This is a genomic window from Deinococcus aquiradiocola, assembly GCF_014646915.1.
In the GTDB taxonomy this organism is placed as follows: Bacteria; Deinococcota; Deinococci; order Deinococcales; family Deinococcaceae; genus Deinococcus; species Deinococcus aquiradiocola.
In genome coordinates, this window is sequence record NZ_BMOE01000026.1 from 1 (window position 1) to 17,583 (window position 17,583).

The 17,583-nt window shown below is 66.4% G+C and carries 16 protein-coding genes and 2 pseudogenes; 6 read left to right on the plus strand and 12 right to left on the minus strand.

Features of this window, described 5'->3' with window-relative positions; all coding sequences use genetic code 11:
• Positions 1–116 precede the first annotated feature (116 nt).
• From IEY33_RS18745 to IEY33_RS18755, 3 genes and pseudogenes are all read left to right on the plus strand, one after another.
• On the plus strand, positions 117–920 hold the full coding sequence (locus IEY33_RS18745) for an ABC transporter permease (RefSeq protein ID WP_188964825.1): 804 nt from the start codon (positions 117–119) through the stop codon (positions 918–920).
• The gene (locus IEY33_RS18750) at positions 917–1,735 is read left to right on the plus strand and encodes an ABC transporter permease (RefSeq protein WP_188964826.1); all 819 of its coding nucleotides are present in this window, start codon (positions 917–919) and stop codon (positions 1,733–1,735) included. The genes IEY33_RS18745 and IEY33_RS18750 overlap by 4 nt, the downstream gene beginning before the upstream one ends.
• Before the next feature lie 94 nt (positions 1,736–1,829).
• A pseudogene (locus IEY33_RS18755) lies at positions 1,830–2,708 on the plus strand (ABC transporter ATP-binding protein); the annotation flags it as partial.
• A gap of 27 nt (positions 2,709–2,735) precedes the next feature.
• Here the strand turns inward: IEY33_RS18755 and IEY33_RS18760 are convergent.
• The 6 genes from IEY33_RS18760 to IEY33_RS18785 all read right to left on the minus strand — a co-directional run bounded on the left by IEY33_RS18760 (position 2,736) and on the right by IEY33_RS18785 (position 9,688).
• Positions 2,736–3,284 carry an AAA family ATPase gene (locus IEY33_RS18760; protein WP_188964828.1) on the minus strand — a complete coding sequence of 183 codons (549 nt, stop codon included), beginning with the start codon at positions 3,282–3,284 and terminating at the stop codon, positions 2,736–2,738.
• Positions 3,285–3,406: 122 nt separating this feature from the next.
• Positions 3,407–3,937 carry a nucleoside deaminase gene (locus IEY33_RS18765; RefSeq protein WP_188964829.1) on the minus strand — a complete coding sequence of 177 codons (531 nt, stop codon included), beginning with the start codon at positions 3,935–3,937 and terminating at the stop codon, positions 3,407–3,409.
• 43 nt (positions 3,938–3,980) lie between these two features.
• Positions 3,981–4,772, minus strand: coding sequence for a class I SAM-dependent methyltransferase (locus IEY33_RS18770; RefSeq protein ID WP_188964830.1), 792 nt, complete (start codon positions 4,770–4,772; stop codon positions 3,981–3,983).
• Between the two features lie 425 nt (positions 4,773–5,197).
• Positions 5,198–7,810 (minus strand): HD domain-containing phosphohydrolase, encoded by a 2,613-nt coding sequence (locus tag IEY33_RS18775; RefSeq protein WP_188964831.1) that lies wholly within the window; start codon positions 7,808–7,810, stop codon positions 5,198–5,200.
• 25 nt (positions 7,811–7,835) lie between these two features.
• Positions 7,836–8,927, minus strand: a complete 1,092-nt coding sequence (locus IEY33_RS18780) for a S8 family serine peptidase (RefSeq protein WP_229671167.1) — start codon at positions 8,925–8,927, stop codon at positions 7,836–7,838.
• A gap of 551 nt (positions 8,928–9,478) precedes the next feature.
• Complete coding sequence (locus IEY33_RS18785; RefSeq protein WP_188964833.1) at positions 9,479–9,688, minus strand: hypothetical protein; 210 nt, start codon at positions 9,686–9,688, stop codon at positions 9,479–9,481.
• A gap of 825 nt (positions 9,689–10,513) precedes the next feature.
• Here IEY33_RS18785 and IEY33_RS18790 point away from each other — a divergent pair.
• On the plus strand, positions 10,514–10,834 hold the full coding sequence (locus IEY33_RS18790; protein WP_188964834.1) for a putative quinol monooxygenase: 321 nt from the start codon (positions 10,514–10,516) through the stop codon (positions 10,832–10,834).
• Between the two features lie 350 nt (positions 10,835–11,184).
• Here IEY33_RS18790 and IEY33_RS18795 read toward each other — a convergent pair whose 3' ends face one another.
• The 6 genes from IEY33_RS18795 to IEY33_RS18820 all read right to left on the minus strand — a co-directional run bounded on the left by IEY33_RS18795 (position 11,185) and on the right by IEY33_RS18820 (position 16,268).
• Positions 11,185–11,955 carry a hypothetical protein gene (locus IEY33_RS18795; protein WP_188964835.1) on the minus strand — a complete coding sequence of 257 codons (771 nt, stop codon included), beginning with the start codon at positions 11,953–11,955 and terminating at the stop codon, positions 11,185–11,187.
• A gap of 469 nt (positions 11,956–12,424) precedes the next feature.
• Positions 12,425–13,732 (minus strand): replicative DNA helicase, encoded by a 1,308-nt coding sequence (locus tag IEY33_RS18800; RefSeq protein WP_188964836.1) that lies wholly within the window; start codon positions 13,730–13,732, stop codon positions 12,425–12,427.
• Positions 13,729–14,811 carry a helix-turn-helix domain-containing protein gene (locus IEY33_RS18805; RefSeq protein ID WP_188964837.1) on the minus strand — a complete coding sequence of 361 codons (1,083 nt, stop codon included), beginning with the start codon at positions 14,809–14,811 and terminating at the stop codon, positions 13,729–13,731. Before IEY33_RS18805 ends, IEY33_RS18800 begins: the two co-directional genes overlap by 4 nt.
• Positions 14,808–15,071 (minus strand): hypothetical protein, encoded by a 264-nt coding sequence (locus IEY33_RS18810; RefSeq protein ID WP_188964838.1) that lies wholly within the window; start codon positions 15,069–15,071, stop codon positions 14,808–14,810. The genes IEY33_RS18805 and IEY33_RS18810 overlap by 4 nt, the downstream gene beginning before the upstream one ends.
• A 370-nt stretch (positions 15,072–15,441) precedes the next feature.
• A complete protein-coding gene (locus tag IEY33_RS18815; RefSeq protein WP_188964839.1) occupies positions 15,442–15,636 on the minus strand; it encodes a hypothetical protein in 195 nt (64 codons plus the stop codon).
• Positions 15,636–16,268 carry a hypothetical protein gene (locus IEY33_RS18820; RefSeq protein ID WP_188964840.1) on the minus strand — a complete coding sequence of 211 codons (633 nt, stop codon included), beginning with the start codon at positions 16,266–16,268 and terminating at the stop codon, positions 15,636–15,638. Before IEY33_RS18820 ends, IEY33_RS18815 begins: the two co-directional genes overlap by 1 nt.
• 440 nt (positions 16,269–16,708) lie before the next feature.
• Here IEY33_RS18820 and IEY33_RS18825 point away from each other — a divergent pair, with 440 nt between their 5' ends.
• Together IEY33_RS18825 and IEY33_RS19410 are read left to right on the plus strand one after the other, a co-directional pair.
• A complete protein-coding gene (locus tag IEY33_RS18825) occupies positions 16,709–17,188 on the plus strand; it encodes a helix-turn-helix domain-containing protein (protein ID WP_188964841.1) in 480 nt (159 codons plus the stop codon).
• Between the two features lie 206 nt (positions 17,189–17,394).
• Positions 17,395–17,583 (plus strand): annotated as a pseudogene (locus IEY33_RS19410) (IS4 family transposase); the annotation flags it as partial.

Genomic DNA, 17,583 nt, shown 5'->3' on the forward strand with positions numbered 1-17,583 from the left:
AAAGAGCTGAGGGCTCGGCTGCGTGCGGGATGGCAGAGGATTCGGTACATCAAGTTGCCACAACGTCTCATGGAGGTAACCTCAATTTAAACCGGTATCAATAGTCTCGACCTCTTGTGCGCACAGAGATCCGGCTGTTCTGGGAGGTGGCAAGGCGAAGCTTCGTCCGGCAGCTCACCTACCGCCGGGCTGCCGTCGCCGGGATGCTCACCAACCTGTTCTTCGGCGTCCTGCGCATGAGCGTCCTCTTCGCTCTGCTGCGGGGGCGCGGCCTGACCGAGGGATTCAGCATCAGCGACGCCGTCACATACACCGGCATCACCCAGGCACTGATCATGGTGATGAGTCTTTTCGGCTGGTTCGAGCTGATGAGCACCGTCTACCGCGGCGAGGTCGGCAGCGATCTGCTGAGGCCTTACAGTTACTTCGGCTTCTGGCTGGCCGGAGATGCGGGCCGAGCGGCCGCGCAATTCCTGATGCGCGCACTGCCGATCCTGGTGCTGTACGCCGCCTTGTTCGGTCTGAGGCTGCCTCACAGTTGGGTCGCGGGGCTCCTGGTGCTGTTGAGTACCCTGCTCGGCTGGTTCGTCAGTTTCAGCTTCCGCTTCCTGATCAACCTCACGGCCTTCTGGTCCCCCAACGCCATGGGAATGGGTCGGCTGGCGTTCACCGTGCTGATGTTCGCCTCGGGCTTCATCTTGCCGCTCACGCTGTTTCCAGACTGGGTACAGACGCTCTGTGCCTTCACGCCGTTCCCATCGATGATGCAGAGCGTGGTCGACCTCTGGACGGGGAAAGCCGAGGGGCTGGACGCGCTGCGGATCCTGGTGGTGCAGGCCGCCTGGGGCGTCGGGCTGGCCCTGGCGTCCCGACTGGTGCTGGTGCAGGCCTTACGGCGACTGGTGGTGCTGGGCGGATGAGCGGCGTCCTGCTGTACTTCCGACTGCTGCGGGCGCAGGTCCGCTCACAGCTCAACTCTCCGGTGTCGTTCGCTCTGGACGTGCTTGCCACCACTCTGCTGACGCTCGCTGAGTTCTCGGCCTTCGCCCTGGTGATGCAGCGCTTCCCACATCTCGGTGGCCCTGGGGCCGCCGGCTGGAGTCTGGGCGAGGTCGCCCTCCTCTACGGGATGGCCGAGCTCGGCTTCGCCACCATGGACCTGCTGTTCGGCGGTTTCGATGCGCCCAACCTGAGTGCGCTGGTGCGGCGCGGCGGGCTGGACATGCTGCTGCTGCGCCCCGCGTCCCTGACCTTGCAGGTGTTCGGCAGTGACTTCTCGCTGCGGCGGGTGGGACGGATGCTGCTCGGCGTTGGCATCCTGATCTGGGCCAACAGACTTCACCCACTGCTCTGGACACCGGAGAAGGCATTGCTCCTGCTGCTGAGCCTGGCTGGCCTGGTGCTGTTCTTCGGTGGCCTGTTCATGGTGGGCGGCACGCTGACCTTCTGGACCACGGAGAACGTCGAAGCGATGAACATCGTGACCTACGGAGGTAAAACCCTGATCAGCTATCCGCTGTCGATTTACGACGAGTGGCTCAGGCGGGCGGCTCTCGTTCTCCCTGTGGGCCTGCTGAGTTTCCCGCCAGTGTTGGTGGTGCTGGGGCGTCCGTTCCCGCCCGGACTGCCCCACTGGACCGCGTATGTCTCGCCTCTCGCAGGCCTCGCTTTTCTCGGGCTGGGTGTGGCCTTCTGGCGGTTCGGCCTCCGGTACTACCAGGGCACAGGGAGTTGAAATGCAGGACGCACTGATTCAGGTCGCAGGACTCAGCAAGACCTTCTCCAGGCGGCTCGGCGGGCTGTTCTCCACCCGCAGGCAGGTCACCCGGGCAGTGGACGATATCAGTTTCACCGTGAAGGCCGGGGAGATGGTCGGGTACCTCGGGCCGAACGGGGCTGGGAAGTCCACCACCATCAAGGTACTCACCGGCCTGCTCGTGCCGAGCGGCGGCGAAGTCCGCGTGAACGGCCTGGTCCCGTGGCAGGACCGACGGCGTTACGTGGCGGGCATCGGGGCGGTCTTCGGGCAGCGCACCACCCTGTGGTGGGATCTGCCGGTTCGCGAGTCGCTGGAATTGCTTCAGCACGTCTACCGGGTTCCTCCCGCACGCTTCCGGGAGAATCTCAGTGCCTTCTCGGGGCTGCTTGAACTTGGCCCGTTCCTGAACACCCCGGTCAAGAACCTCAGCCTGGGGCAGCGGATGCGCGCAGATCTGGCTGCCGCGCTGCTCCACGAACCGGCCCTGCTCTTCCTGGACGAGCCGACCATCGGATTGGACGTGGTCGCCCGGGAGCGCATCCGGGAATTCATCCGTGAGGTCAACCAGGAGCGGGGGGTGACGGTGCTGCTGACCACCCATGACCTGCTGGACGTGGAACGGCTGTGCCGCCGGGTGATGATCATCGACCACGGCAGTCTGCTCTACGACGGGGCACTGGCAGGACTGCAGGAACGCTTCGGCGGGGAACGGCGACTGGTGGTCGATTACTCGGAACTGCCAGAACGACCGGAAGTGACCGGAACAACCCTGCTGACTCAGGATGGTCTGCGGGTCACCTACGGCTTCCGGGCACAGAGTGCCGCCGAAGTGATCGCCCGTGTGACGGCCGGTGCCCCTGTACGCGACCTGAGTGTGCTGGAGCCGGACCTGGAGGGCACCATCCGCCGTATCTACGAAGGAGGACTCCTGCAGAACGGGCGAACCTGAGGCCGCTTGCCGCCTGACGTCCTGGCCTCAGAGGGGCCACAGTTCAGCAACGGTCTCAAGAAGGCGCTTCATGGAACCGTCGTTGCTCAGTCTCAGCACAGGACAACTCAAGTGCCGTACCCAGACTTCGTGAGAGGCTCTGCTCCGCTGGCTGTGATCCGCACCGTCATACCGGGAGGCCCAGTCCATGAACTCACGGTGCTTCTCGTACAACTCGCCGCCCGGCAGAATCGCCGGACCAAAGCGTCGATGCTCCCGGGCTTCAAGGCGCCGTAACCGCAGCGCTGACGGCACGGACAGGAAGATCACCAGGTCGAATTCGGGGATCAGTACGTCACCCCAGCCGCACAGGGAGCCTGAAAGGACCCACCGCCGATGACGGGCCAGGGCGTGCTCAAGCAGGTCAAGCCGCTCCTTCCGCGGCCTTGGGACCTCGTAAGGTGGTACCGTCGGCTGCCAGAAGTAATCGTCCGTGTCCAGGGGCACGTATCCGTAGTGCTCGGCCAGCAGTCGGCCGAGCGTGGTGGTCCCGGTGCCTGAGGCGCCAAGGATATGAATACGGTTGGGAATCGACATCTTCTCCTCTTCAAGGGCGCTGGACGGTTCTGGAGTCTGTCATTGGAAAGTGCCGCCTGATGGGCCCGTATCTGGTATTGATCAGCGCGTGTTCTGTTGAAGTCCTGCTGAGCAGGCATGAATCAGCCCTCATCAGGGAAAGATGCAGGACCGTTCTGGGCAGCGTATCGCTGCGCTTTGGACGTGAACCGGTCTCCCGCCAGCACCGCCTGTCCATCTTCGAGCAGGAGCGGTCCGGTGACCTCGATGTGCCTGTTTCCCGTGTTGACGAGCTCTGCACAGCCGGGTTTCAGTCTGCCGCCACTCACCCGTTGCAACGCACTCTGCGGCACGCTGTAGACCACACGGTCGATGCCGGCCCACTTCAGTGCGCCGGCACACATGATGCACGGTTCGGTGCTGCTGTACAGGACACTTCCGGTCAGCGACAGGCTGCGGAGGGTACGGCACGCTTCCCGGATGACCAGGACTTCCGCGTGCGCTGTCGGGTCACCCAGTTCGAGTTCCCTCGAACCGCCTCTGGCGATGACCCGCCCCCCCATGACGATCACAGCGCCGAACGGGTCCTCACCACGCCGGCCGGCACTGACGGCTTCTGTCAGCGCCAGTCGCAACCAGTCTTCATCATGCCGGTTGCGATGACTGCTCAGCACGTCACCGATCTTTGACGTGCTGGGAAGTGGCGCTGCTTTCCGGTCATCGTCTGCGCCCCACGGCCAACAGGTGTGGACTCTGAAGCGGATCGGTCTCTGTCATGGCCGCCACCTCCAGCAGGACAGTGAGGCCTTCCGGCGTCTGGACCTGCGCTCCGAACTCCGGCAGGAGCCAGCCGGGGCCCTGAATGCCCAGCACCGTCTCGACCTCGAATCCGGCGTCCTCCAGTTCGGCGCTCAAGGCCTCAGGACGGTGGAAATGGCCGTCAGGAAACAGTTGCGGCCATGTCGGCGGGCGCCGATGCTCGCCGGTCTGCACCTCCTGGCTGCACATCGCCCGGTAATCGGCGTCCAGCACCCAGCCGTTGACACAGCCGACCATCAGCGAGGCGGAGGCGCTGATGCCGACAGCGAGCAGTCGGCCACCCGGGTTCAGACAGCGGTGGGCCTCCTGGAGCGCCTGGAGGCGATCCGTGCGGTCCGTCAGGTGATAGAGCGGGCCCGCCAGCAGCGCCGCGTCGGCGAACCCGTCCGGATAGGGCAAGGCGCGGGCGTCCCCGACGCGGAGACTGGTGAGGCGTCCTCCATCGGCGAGGCGGGCCGCCTCGACATGCGCCTCGACGAGATCCAGCAGGTGCACGGCGTAGCCCTGTTCCGCCAGCCAGAAGGCGTGGGCGCCGTGGGCGCCGCCGATGTCGAGCAGCGTGGCGGGCGCTGGAGGCAGATACCGCGGAAACAACGTTCGCATCCGCTCCCGCTCCAGCAGGCCCAGGCCGCTGGCATGGCGCTGAAGTTCACGCCCAGTCGCATAAAAGGCCTGAAATGCAGAGGACACGCCCAAGTGTATCCTGGCCACTCGGCGGCTTCGGTGAGTCGGCCCTGGAGTCGACGCCGCCGGGTCGTCAGGCGACTCACTGGGGCCGGATGGACCTGAAACAGCTGGACGGCTGCCGCCATCTGCATCATCCTCCGGCCTGCGGGCGTGGTGGTGTCAATGTGCTCGGGGACCGAGATGAGTCGGGCAGAGGCGACAGGTGCGGAGAGACCGCTCGACTTGGGCGTCAAAGCCGCTTGAACCTGTCTGGACCATTGCTGATACGGTTTTGATCCGATTCCAGGGATGCCGGGAACAGCACAGACATCCCTTCTTGGGCAGGACAGCCCCCTGCAGGACGCTTGCCCGCTTCCACCTCCTCAACACCGTACTCGCTGGCGCACGCTTCGCTCGGCTGAACTTCACAAGTTCAGCCGAGCACCGTATCACCTGCTGCTGCGCCGGTGATATTTGTCCTGATACATCTGTCGGTCGCTGAAACGCAGCAGATCATCCGAAGTGCGCGCGTCTAGCGGGTACCGGGCGATGCCCATGCTGGCGCTGAGCTGGACGGGTGTCTGATGCCGGGCCTGCTCCAGTGCAGTCTGCAGGAGACGACCCACGGTGGTGTCATCCGGCGTCCGGGTGCCGATCACCGCAAATTCATCCCCACCGATCCGGTAGGCACGCCCGACTGATCGGAACGCCGCTTCCAGACCATGACCGAACGCTTTGAGCAGGTGATCGCCCTGACTGTGTCCCAGCGTGTCGTTGGCTGCCTTGAATCCGTCGAGATCAAAGATGATGACGGCGAGCGCGCCACCGTCTGCCTCAGCAAGGTCCTGCTGGAAGACCACCCGCATGTCATCCTCGAAGGCCCGACGATTCGGAAGGGCGGTGAGGCTGTCTGTGAATGCCATTCGCGCCATGTTCTTGGTGGCCTGTTCCGCCTGCTGGCGCGCGATTTCCAGGTCGCGGGTCCGTTCGACCAGCAGTTGTTCGAACACGCCGAGGATGTGAGACGCGTCCCACTCATCAAGCACCCCCTCTTCCAGAGCCGTCGGAACCGCTGCGCCGCCGGTCGGTGAGAGCGGGGACGCCAGCACCCGCAGGGCAGTCTTGACGATCAGCGGATCGAAGTGGGTTCCGGACTGGTTCTGCAGTTCCTCCAGCGCTTCCTGGAACGTCCAGGCGCGCTTGTACGGTCTGGCCTGCGTCAGGGCGTCGAACACGTCTGCCAGCGCCACGATCCGGCCTGTCATGGGAATCTGCGACTCGCGCAGCCCGAGTGGATAACCGCTGCCGTCCCACCGTTCGTGGTGGGTCAGGGCGATTTCCTCGGCCATGCGAAGTAGCTCGGAATGCCCACCGGACAGGATTCGCGCTCCGATCAGGGTGTGTGTCTTCATCTGCTCGTACTCGACCGACTCGAGCTGGCCTGCTTTCAGCAGGATCGCGTCGGGAATGCCGATCTTTCCGACGTCGTGAAGGCGTGCCGCGATGCCCAGCAGCTTCGCCTGATCTTCAGGCCAGCCGAGGGCGCGCGCGATTGCCGCGGACGACCGCCCGACGCGCCGGGTGTGTTCGCCGGTGGTGTCGTCGCGGTATTCGGCCGCCATGGCGAGCCGGGTGACCACCTCGTGCTGTGCACGGGCCAGTTCGGCAGTCCGTTCCTGAACGAGCCGCTCGGCCGTGATCCTGGCCTCCTGCTCCACCTCCGTCCTGATCCTGTACACGTCCGCGTCGTGTCTGGCCCGTTCGACCTCGAACTGAATGCTGAGGTTCTGGGTCTGACGGTCGCGTTCGACGTTGAAGAGCACGTCCTTGACGCGGGTGTGCGCCTGCTCGTGTTCGAATGCGGCGCGGTAGTCGCCCTGCATGGAAGCCAGGACGGCCAGTTGCCGGTGCGCTTCGATCTCTTCTTTGGGACTCCGGATCTCCTGGGCGAGCACCAGACTGCGGGAGGTGTGCTGGGTGGCCGCGCTCAGATGGCCGAGTGAGAGTTCCACCGCACCGAGATGCAGCTCCACTTCCAGCTGACCCTGAGGGTCACCCAGTTCCAGAGCCAGGGCCAGCGCAGCTCGGTACACCTCCTGCGCTGCGGTCAGGCGCTCCGTTTTCCTGTACAGGGTCCCGAGGCTGTCGAGGGTGGCCTGTTCGGCTGTCTGAAATCCGATGTCCCGGCTCTGCTGGAGAGCGGCGTTCAGGTGAAGCTCGGCTTCGTCGTGGAGGTCGGCTTCGAGGCAGAAGGTGCCCAGGTTCAGGCGGGTACTGGTGATCAGCGCTCTGTCCTGAGTTTCCTCAGCAGAGACCAGTGCAGCCCGCGCGATTTCCACCGCCAGGGGCAATGCCTGATTGAACGAGTGGACGCGGGCGAGGCTGCTGAGGATCAGTGCGCCGGTACGGACGTCCTGCATGTCCGATTTATGAAGGTCGTAGGCGCGGCTGAGCGACCGGATGGCCGCGTAGTACTGGCCTAACTCGTTCTGGATGTTTCCGAGGTTGATGAGACAGTTGATCTGCCCGCCCGGGTTGTGAAGGGTGATCCAGAGTTGCAGTGCCTGTTCCAGCGACAGGAGCGCTTCGCCGGCATTGCCCCGGTTGACCTGCACGACTGCCAGATGGTTCAGGGCGGTCGCGTGGAGGGCCTGCTCTTTCGCGTCCCGGCCGTGCTCGACCCGGCTGATGGCGCGGCTCAGGTGCTGCTGCGCCTCTTCGAACTGCCCGAGGCTGAGACTGATTTTTCCGGCCAGCGTTTCGGCTTCTGCCTGGCCCATCTGGTGATGCAACGCTGCGTAAGTCTGGCCGGCGCTGGTCACGGCCTCCAGTGCCGGCTGGAACTCCGAAGCGTGAAGCAGGGCCTGACCCAGCAGCACGTGACTCTGGGCCAGGGCGGCGTGGTCGTTCAGCAGGTCGGCGAGCCTGCAGTACGCCTGTGCAGCGGGTACGACGTCCCGCGCGCTGGTCTCCATGAGGCGGAGGACTTCCGCGTGAAGTGTGCGCAGCTGCTCGTCGCTTTCCTGGATGAGACGTCCGAAGTGGTAATCCTTCGCGCTCATCAGGTGTCGTTCCCCATGCGCCGTCCTACTTGACGCTGAGCGTGAGGAACGCGGACAGGTCCAGACGACCGCTGCCCAGCTTCTGATCTTTCGCGTACGGACGGTTCAGCGGGTTGGCGTAGATGTCGGCAGCAGAGTTCGCCATGGTGTCGAGCAGGCTGCTGGCGGGCACCTTGAGGCTCTGGCCCAGCGCCAGGGCCAGAGCACCGGCGGCCATCGGGGCCGCCTGACTCGTGCCGCTCCAGGCGGCCATCAGGTTGCCGGGCGCGGGCGCGTACACGTTCTCGCCGGGCGCTGCGATCCGCAGTTCCTTGGCATAGTTGGAGAAGACGGATTTCTCGTCCTGAGGGGTGAGGCTGCCGACGCTCATCACGCCGTCGATCCTCTCGGCGGTGGCGGCCGGGAAGGTGATCTTGTCCATGTTGGCGTTGCCGGCGGAGGAGGTGACCAGCACGTTCTTCGCTGTCACCGCCTTGATGGCGTCCTGAACCGTCTTGGAGTCGCTGGTGCTGCCGAGGCTGAGGTTGATGACGTTGGCGCCGTGCGCGGCGGCCCAGGTGATGGCGCTGGCGACGTTCACCAGGTCGCCTGACCCGTCGGGGCCGAGCACCCGGATCGGCATGATCTTCGCCGCGGGCGCGATCTGCAGGACGATGCCTGCCACGTTGGTGCCGTGCCCGTAGCCGCCCGTGCCGAGCGTGCCCTCGTCCTGAGGCACGGCGTCCCCGCCGACGTAGTCCTTCCAGGTGGACGGGTCGCTCAATGCTCCCGTGAAGGCTGCGTGGTTCAGGTCGAGGCCCGTGTCGATCACGGCGACCGTCACGCCCGCCCCGAGGTTCGGAGCCAGGGCCTGAGCCTGCTGCAGGTGCAGGGCAGTCCACAGCGCGTCGTTCTGCGGGATGGGCGCGTAACTTCCGCCAGCCCAGATGGACCGGGAACCACCCGACCAGGCCAGCAGGCTCCCACCCGCCCAGATGGAGCGTGATCCCCCCATGGTGGCGGTCAGCACGCCACCACCGCTGAACTGGTCCCTGTTCGGCTCGACTGTCACGGCACGGCCGAGTGCGGAGCCGAGCGCCTGCGCGGACAGGGTCCCTGGCGTGTTCAGTCCGATCATCGCCTGGCACGTTCCTGCCGTACCGGCGGCGCAACCGGACGTGTCCCAGTTCAACACGGTTCCGCCGAGTGCGGCCTCCACGGAAGCCCGGCTATCCCCAGACTGGAGCACGACGGTCACCAGGTCGTCGTAGCGGGGTGCGAACTGCCCCGGAAGGTTTCCATTCAAGGCGACGGGCGTGGACCCACATCCCGTGAGCAGGGCAGCGGTCAGGGTCAGAAGCAGACCGATTCGGGTTGAGGTCACGTTGGACTCCTTGAATGGAAAGGGGATGGAAGACATAGGTACCGAGGGTGACATTAGCTAAAACCACATCACAGGGAACTTGCGAAAGTTCACAACTGTGACGCTGGAGCCCTGTCCCCCCCCGGAATGTGAAGATATGTACATCCCCACGTCAGTATCGGGGGCTGTTGTTCATCTGCCCTCAGCAGCGTCGCGGAAGCGTGGGCCGTTCCTGCACGGCCAGTGCGGCTGCGGTTCTGCCGAAGACGAAGGCTTCTTTGACAGCAGTGCTGGCGTCGGAGGTGCGGGCCGTCCTGGCGGGAGGGTCAGGGCGCGTCGACGCGGACCGGCCAGCTGAACGTGAACGGCTGACACTGGAATCCGGGCTTCGGGCAACCCTTGAGGACCATGGTGTACGCCCCGGCTCGAAGCAAGACGAGCCTGCTCTGCAGGCGGCGCGGCCCCTGCGTGAGCTTGTCGGCCAGCAGGGCCGGGCTGCCGGTCTTGTACGCGCCGGTGTACACGTGAAGGCTCACCGGCAGTGCAGGAGCGGAATGGGGGTGTCCGCAGGTCGTGCGTGCGCGGCGCGGAGACTTCATTCCCTGCCCAGTGTTCAAGGTGTACGACCGGGCAGGCGGGCTGCCGGTCACCAGGCGGTCTCTCACGGCGGACGGCGATACGGGCAAGCACGTGACCTTCAGGACCGGTGAGCGCTGCGGGTGCGCGGTGACGCTGCCGGTGAACCTGACGCCGGGCGAGTACACCGCCGTCCTGACGCTCCGAAGTCAGCCACCGCTGTCCCCGCGGGCGACCGTGAACGTCGGCCCCGGCCCGTTCACGCCGGAGCCGATGCTGCCGGATGACGCCAGAGCGGGCCAGCGTCTTGACCTGCGCGTGACATTCCGTGACGTGTGGTGCAGCGCCGCGAGGCGTGACCTGCGGTTGTGCGGGCAGGTCCTCCTGATTCGGGACGAGGAGGGACGGACGGTGTACGACAACCGGCCCGAGAAGTTGGCCTGCACCTCGGATCTGCGCCTGATCACGGTGGCGTCCTGCGGGGTGCACGTGGAGCGGTGGGGGGCCGGCTGCCTGCACTCCCGGCCGGGCGGCGCACCGCCGTGCTGTGGGGCACGGGGGGCGTGAAGCGGTTCGAGGTGCGGCCCTGAGGAGCGGGCGGTCGGCCGCGCCTCAGGACGGGACGCCGTGGGGGGGGACCAGGGTGGGGTCGGCGTCCGGCACCCGCGCGGCCCACTCCCCTGCTGCACGCCACGGGAGCGGGTGAAGGACCGGCAGCGCATGGCCGGAGCACCGGCCGCGCCACAGAGCTTCCCTCCCTGGTCCGGGCCTGCCAGAATGCAGCCATGATCTACGAACTTCGCCATTACCGGACCGAGCCTGGTCAGCGTGACGCCTGGGTGCAGCTGATGGAGACCCGGATCATTCCCTTTCAGACCGAGCAGGGCATGCAGATCGTGGGGTCGTTCGTCGATGAGCAGGACCCCGACGTGTACGTCTGGATCCGCCGTTTCGAGAGCGAGGAGCAGCTCAAAGCCCAGTACGCGGCAGTGTACGGCAGTCCTGAGTGGAAGAACGACATCGGTCCGGCCGCCGATCCGCTGCTGAAATCGGAGAACATCACCGTGACCCGGCTGCAGCCGACCCCGGCGTCCAGCCTGAAGTGACCGGAGGGGACCTCCCGGAACCTGAGGCGCGGCGCGGTCGCCACCGTCCGGAACTGCGCGGCGGGCGTTCATCGGCGGGGACCGGGTTCAGTTCTTCAGGCGGAAGGCCGCGCAGCCGAAGTTCTTCGGTGACGGTGGCCTCTTCGACCGGCTCCACACCGGACGCTGAACCGGCCAGTTCGCCTGCACGGGCGAATCAGGTCATCCGGTGTCTCCCCGCTGCCGGAGATCCCAGAACGCACTCCGGCAGCCCTCCCCGAGCAGATCAACGCCGTGACAACGGTCACCCACTTCCAGCTGCACCCGACCTGCAACTGCTCGCCCCGTCCGCTGGACGCCTGACGTTCAGTTCACCCTGCGTCCGGCACGCAGAGTGCCCGGATCGCGGCCGCCATGCCGGCATTGACGTCCACATGCCGTTCCAGGTATTCCAGTTGCGCCATCGCCGACTCGGGCGTGCCGGCAGACCCACCGGTCGCACGTTCCAGCAGCGCTTTCAGCTGAGGGTACCGCAGTTCCACGCGCCGCTCCGGGCTGAAGGCATCCTGGTGGCCTGCGGCCGCCGGTTCGGTCGCCCCGGCGATGGTCAGGACTCGGTCCAGCGCGTACCCCTGCACGAAGCGCGTCGCTGACAGACGTTCGCCGCGCCGGAAGCGCTGCAGACCGACGTACAGGTTACTCAGGGCCTCACCGGCCTGCCAGTTGAGATCGATGCGGTCCGGGACGGCTTCCCGGTCCGGGACGGCCAGCCGCTCAGAGACATCGTCCCGCTTCCACACCACCCGGCCCGGGGAGAACGGAATGGACGCCAGCTGCGGCTGCTCGAAGACGGCGAACTCCGCGAAGATCCCGTCGGCGGACAGGCACTTGTACCCGTCGGGCGTGTTGCGGAAGACGAACGCCGGGGGGCCGCTGAACGGAAGCCAGGACAGGTCGTTCAGCAGGTCCTCGCGGTGGCCGGGGTCCACGATGACGAAGAAGTCCAGGTCGGACCAGGCGTCGAGCCGGTCGAGTTCCAGGCCCACGGAGCCGAGCCCGATCAGTGCGAGGGCGTAAGGCCGTCGGGAGAGGTTGCGGCCGATGGCGTCCAGGCGTTCCAGCAGCTGTTCAGGTGACGGCATGTGACCTCCGGAGCGCAGTGTAGCGGTCTGCGCCTCCCGGAACACCGGTCCCTGGGCGCGCCCGGCCAGACGCGGAGGGAACAGTTCAAACGGAAAGAGGCGACCCGGAGGTCGCCTTGATTGCTTCACCATGGCTCGGTATGCACCGAGCGTCAAACGATGCATGGCTGTTCCGGCGCTCCTCCCGGCCCGGCGTCCCTCAGGCGGCGATCAGGGCAGGTGGGGCCGGGTTCACGTCCGGCCGGGCCTCCCACCGTGGTCAGGCCGGCACGTCAGGGCGTGACGTGGGTGGGTGCCACGCCGCTCATGGCGACGGGTGGAACGGCTGGACTGTGACGGTCTCCGCCCGAAGGGCCGGCAGTGGCGATGCGGGGTGGGACGCCGTCGCCCGGCGCGTCACTGCGGGAGGCGGTCGGGTCGGCGTTTCCGTGCTCGGCCTGCAGCGCGTGGGCACGTTCGTGGTCCGGCGTCAGGTGGTCCGGCTGAGGTTGCCGAAGCGGACGTACTCGGCGCTGTAGCTGAGGTGCACAGATCCGATGGGGCCGCTGCGCTGTTTGCCGATGATGATTTCCGCGGTGCCCTGCTGGTCGGTGCCGGGGTTGTAGTACTCGTCGCGGTAGATGAACATCACGGTGTCGGCGTCCTGCTCGATGGCGCCGGATTCGCGCAGGTCGGAGAGTTGCGGGCGGTGATTGGGGCGCGTTTCGACGGCGCGGCTGAGCTGGCTGAGGACGATCACGGGGATCTGCAGTTCGAGCGCGAGTTTCTTGAGGTTGCGGCTGATGGTGCCGACTTCCTGCACGCGGTTCTCGCTGCCGGGCCGGCCGCTTTCGATGAGCTGCAGGTAATCGATGAGCAGCAGGTCGCAGTGCCCGTGCGCGTGGTGGTTGCGGGTGTCGCGGGCGATGCTGAGGCCCGTCTGGTCGGTCGCTTCGAGGTACGTGACGGGAAGGTTGCGGGTGCGGGCGGCGTGCGCGTGGAGGCGTTCGCGTTCGGGCGCGGTGGTGGTGCGCTGCCGGATCCGGCTGAGGTCGACGCTGGCGGCGGTGGCGAGGGCGCGCGTGGCGAGCTGCCGGGCGGTCATCTCGAGGCTGGCGACGATGACGTCGTGGCCGTTCCTGGCGGCGTTGAGGGCGAAGCTGTACCCGAGGCCGGTCTTGCCCATGGCGGGCCGGGCGGCGAGGACGTACAGGGCGCCCCGTTCGAAGCCGAGGATGGCGTCGTCGAGGTCGCGGTACCCGGTGGAGATGGCGTTCGGGGTGCGGAGGTCGAGGTCGGCGAGGGCCGCGTCGATCGCGGTGGCGTGCGTGGTGGTGCCGGTGTGCCTGCGGTTCTCGAGGGTGGTGCCGATCTGCGAGGCGAGCGTGCGGAGGTCTTCTTCCGGGAGGTCGCCGTGCGCGGCGTGGTGCGCGAACCGGAAGGCGAGGGTCATGGCTTCGCGGCGGCCGTGCAGGTCGCGCAGGGTGCTCACGTAATGCTGGACGTAGAAGGCGGTCATCTCGCTCGCGAGGACGCCCGTGAGGTACGCGGGGTTCATCGGGGCTCCGTCTCCGTTCTGCACGGCCCGCTGGAGCAGCAGTTCGGGCGCGTCGAGCGGCTGTCCCTGGGCGTGCAGGTCGGTCATGGCGCGGTACAGGGCGCGGGCCTGGTGGCTGGTGAACGCCTGTGCGGGCAGTTCGCTGACGTGCGGCCACGCGCCGTCCGGGTCGATCATGACGCTGGCGAGGGTTTTGGCTTCGATGTCGTGGTTGTGCGGTGGGATCAGGGGGGTGGTCATTCGGTGCGCTCCAGGGTGTTCAGGCGGCCGATCGGCACGTCCGGGTGGTGGGGGTGGTCGGTGGTGATGCCGCGCGCGCGGACGTCGAGGACGACGGCTTCGCTGCCGTCCTCGTACCGGACGCGGTCACCGGGACGGTAGGGGACCGGTGCGGGCGGGGCGGTCCCGGCGGGCGGAATGCTGGCGTTCCGCATGCGGGCTTTCAGGGCGCCCCAGGGGTGGGTGAAGCTCCCGCCGGACTGCACCAGGTCGAGGGCATGCACTTTCAGGGTGTCGGCGTGCCCGGCGTCGATCCACGCCTGCCAGACGGGCGCCTGCGCTTCCTGCGCGGCCGGCCGCAGGGCGTTCGCGCGAATCCACTGCGCCCAGTCGGGGGTGAGGCCGGCGGTGTCGATGGCGTTCAGCGCGGCCCGGTACGGCCCGGCAGGCGGAACGGGTCCGGAAGCGTTCACGGTGCCGGGCCGGGCGGCCCGGGCGCGCTGGTCGGTGCCGGGCCCGGTGGTCCCGGTTCGGTCACGGGCCGCCTCGTCCGGCGTGGCGTGCAGGGCGCGGTGTTCGGTGACCGGAAGGCCAGCACCACCCCCGGTTTCCGTGTGCCCGGAAACGTGCGTCTCGCAAGCCGGGGTGGTGTTGGGAACATCTTTTCTGACATAAGGAAGAAAAGATGTTCCCTGCGGTGAAACGGTTTCAGGTAGGCGGCCCGGCCCACGTGAAACCGTTTCACCCTGGCTGTCCCTTCCTGAAACCGTTTCAGTCAGGCCCGGCCGCGCGTCGTCCACGGCGGGCTTCGCGCGGTTCCGGCGCGGCCCGTTCACGGCCATCAGCCGGATCACGTCCAGGTCCCGGTAGCCGTCCTCGTCGCGGGTGGCTTCGCGCGTGATCAGCCCGGCCGTCTCGAGGACCGCGAGGTGCGTGAGGACGCTCCGGCCGGTCTGACCGGTCATCTCGGCCAGTTCCGCCTGCGCGACGCGGCAGGCGCCCTCGGCGTCGGCGAACTCGGCCAGCGCCACGAGCACGAACTTCCGGCCGGCCGGCTGCACGTGCTGCTTCCACGCCCAGTCCGTGGCGAAACTGCTCACTGCAGCCCCGCCGTGTACCGGGCCAGCGCCCAGAGGTCCATGACCCGGCCGGGAGCGTGCAGGAACGTGCCGCGCAGCCCCTCAGCGAGCGACGCGAGCTCACGGTCGCTGAGGGCGCGCACCACCTCCTGAATCCACGCGGCGGTTCCGGCGGCCGTCCAGGTGGCGCGGAACTCCGCCGGGTCCTCGGGGTACAGGACGTGCGCGTGCCGCTGCAGCCCGGCGCGGTACGCGGCGTCGTGCGCGTGCGGCGCCGTCACGGGCGTCCCCGCCGGACACCGACGCGCCCGCCGGAGTCCACGGTGAGGGTGAAGGGGTGCAGGTCGCCCTGCGGGACGGGCGCCGCACGGCCGGTCCTGCGGGTGCTCAGGTGATCGCCCCGCGGCGGACGACACGCCACCCCGACAGGGAAGCGGGCGAAAGAAGTGTTCGCGCAGGAGCCGCACGCCCGCCCGGTCGGCTTCCTGTGCGCGGGCGTGCCCGTCCCGGCGAGGGGCACGCCGTCCCGGCCGGGCGCCCCTCCCCCACCCGGGAGGATGTCCGCGCGCACCCGGGCGACCCGCCGGCACGGGGGAGCGCCGGCCTGCACGGTGAGCCGGAACACGCGGGGGGCGCGCGTCATGACGACCGTCACCCGCGCCCCCCGCGTCGCGCGAGGACCGGCAGCAGGATCGCCCCGACGCCAGCCGCCGCCATCCACAGCACGACCGGCAGAACGCCGCAGCGCGCGGGATCCACGGCCGCCCACCACGCCGACCGGAACGCGAGGACCGCGCAGGAGATCACGGTCGTGCGGGCCGTCACCCCGAGCGTCAGGCGGGGCATCAGCGCCTCCCGTTCATGGCCTCGTCCAGCTGCCAGCAGAACACGACGTCCTCCTCGTCGTGCGCCCCGCCGATCATGGGCCCGCTGAAGACGCAGTCGGAGCACGGGTCGTCCCGCTCGCCAGCCCGCCAGCAGCCGAAGGCGGCGTCCTGTCCCGCGAGCGGGTCCGGCAGGGTCGGCCGGTCCAGGTGTGCCTGCAGTTCCTGCAGCAGGGCGCGCTGCTGCTCGCGCGTCAGGACGACGGTCATAGACACCGCGGTGTCTACGCGGGTGACACGCACCCCGATCAGGGTGGGGTCCGCGTCCACGGGGATCAGGGTCACGGGATCCTCCACGTCGCGGGGGGCGGTGATCTCCGGGCGAGGTTCGTGGAAGGTGCCGACCACCACGCCGGACAGGCACTCGGCCGGGGGAACGGTGACCCGCTGCAGTGGCACACCCACGGGGCGAACGGGCGGCAGGCACACCTCTCCCCCCTCGGTCGGCCGGACGAGCGTCTCGCGCGGCATGCGCTCGCACACGGCGATGGCTGGCCCGCTGAATGTCCCCTGCCGCGTGAGCGGGGCGGGCGTGCCCACCGGCTGCGGTTCCGGGCAGGGCGTACGTTTGTCGTTCGGGTTTCCTCGAGTCATGACCACTCCTTTCAATGCTCTGGATGCCCTCAGCTTTCACCTGAATGGGTTGTTCGGTTTGGCTCGTCACGTGGCACTGTGCTTCGGCTGCCACAATTAAGGTTGATTCATCTATCAACTAACTGTCGCAAATGGACCGCACCAAGACAATGACTGCAAACCGACGCTGCGAAGCCAGGGTGGATCGAATTCCAAAATTGAGAGATTTACGAGGCCTTTCGTACCAAACGACTGCCATGGCGAGATATTCGCCCGCCGCACACAGGCTCCCCCTCCCCACCCTCCTGTGGCGAACGTGCGCTCCCAGATGATACTACTATCAATATTGGTGAGTCAATACTTGAATCATCTTAACTGGTGAGCATTGAAACTTGTATCTACACTGGTGCATAGTGTGAGCTATGTTGACTCCAGTATCTACGCGGTGCGAGGTTTCCCCCATGGCCTTTGACCATCCAGCGACAGATCCTCGAGTCCTCGGTGAGCGGTTGAGAGCCTACATTCGTGCTTCGGGCAAAACCCAGGCGAAAGTCGCGGAAGAAATAGGTGCCGACCCTACCTACATCTCTCAGATGGTGAATGGGCGCGTGAACTGGATCAAGAGCGACTACTTCCCCGCTCTCGTCAAAATCCTTTCTATTAAAGAAGAGGACGTCAGGAGACTCAACCCAGCGGCGATCATCGAAGTTTCACAGCCAGCGGCGAAAACGTCGCGAGAGCGTAGTGATGTCACGATCGCGGCCAGTCTTCTCGAAGCAGCCGAGCTGTACGGCCAGAGATTCCCTGATCTGCGAGATCAGGCGTGGCAAAACTATCTCCATTCCTTCCGGCCTCACGGTGCGATTGCCGACACTCCTGAAGAATGGTTGGATCTCTACAGAGACCTGATCAAGCATGGGATCACGCCCAGCAGAAATTAGTCATAATATCCCACGAAAACTCTACCACTTTCTTTTTTCACTAGATTGATGCATTTCAAATCGCACATTCTATAAATTATTAGATCTGTTAAATTAATCACCCTCTGTAGAGGACATCTTTAATTTTTTGCTGTCCTAGACGCATTTAAACGTCATCGGTGGCGTGTCCCTCGACAGGCACGCAAAAAGGCGGTGTCCTAGGAGTTGTGACCCTCCCCAGACCCGCCTCCCGACAGGCGAGCGAACTGACCGCTCAATTCAAAGCTCAGGTCCCTTCCCTCCGCATCGATACTCTTCAACGGGTCGTCGATCTCGTCCTCGCGATGGTGACTGCACAGAGCGTCAATCACCGTGATCTCGGTCCTCACCTCCCAGGAACAAGTTCTCCCGAAGCC

Coding starts and splice junctions, on each gene's coding strand:
- IEY33_RS18825 (WP_188964841.1), top strand. CDS start 16,709: ATGGCCTTTGACCATCCAGCGACAGATCCTCGAGTCCTCGGTGAGCGG.
- IEY33_RS18780 (WP_229671167.1), bottom strand. CDS start 8,927: ATGATCGGACTGAACACGCCAGGGACCCTGTCCGCGCAGGCGCTCGGC.
- IEY33_RS18800 (WP_188964836.1), bottom strand. CDS start 13,732: ATGACCACCCCCCTGATCCCACCGCACAACCACGACATCGAAGCCAAA.
- IEY33_RS18760 (WP_188964828.1), bottom strand. CDS start 3,284: ATGTCGATTCCCAACCGTATTCATATCCTTGGCGCCTCAGGCACCGGG.
- IEY33_RS18775 (WP_188964831.1), bottom strand. CDS start 7,810: ATGAGCGCGAAGGATTACCACTTCGGACGTCTCATCCAGGAAAGCGAC.
- IEY33_RS18795 (WP_188964835.1), bottom strand. CDS start 11,955: ATGCCGTCACCTGAACAGCTGCTGGAACGCCTGGACGCCATCGGCCGC.
- IEY33_RS18820 (WP_188964840.1), bottom strand. CDS start 16,268: ATGACTCGAGGAAACCCGAACGACAAACGTACGCCCTGCCCGGAACCG.
- IEY33_RS18750 (WP_188964826.1), top strand. CDS start 917: ATGAGCGGCGTCCTGCTGTACTTCCGACTGCTGCGGGCGCAGGTCCGC.
- IEY33_RS18815 (WP_188964839.1), bottom strand. CDS start 15,636: ATGCCCCGCCTGACGCTCGGGGTGACGGCCCGCACGACCGTGATCTCC.
- IEY33_RS18790 (WP_188964834.1), top strand. CDS start 10,514: ATGATCTACGAACTTCGCCATTACCGGACCGAGCCTGGTCAGCGTGAC.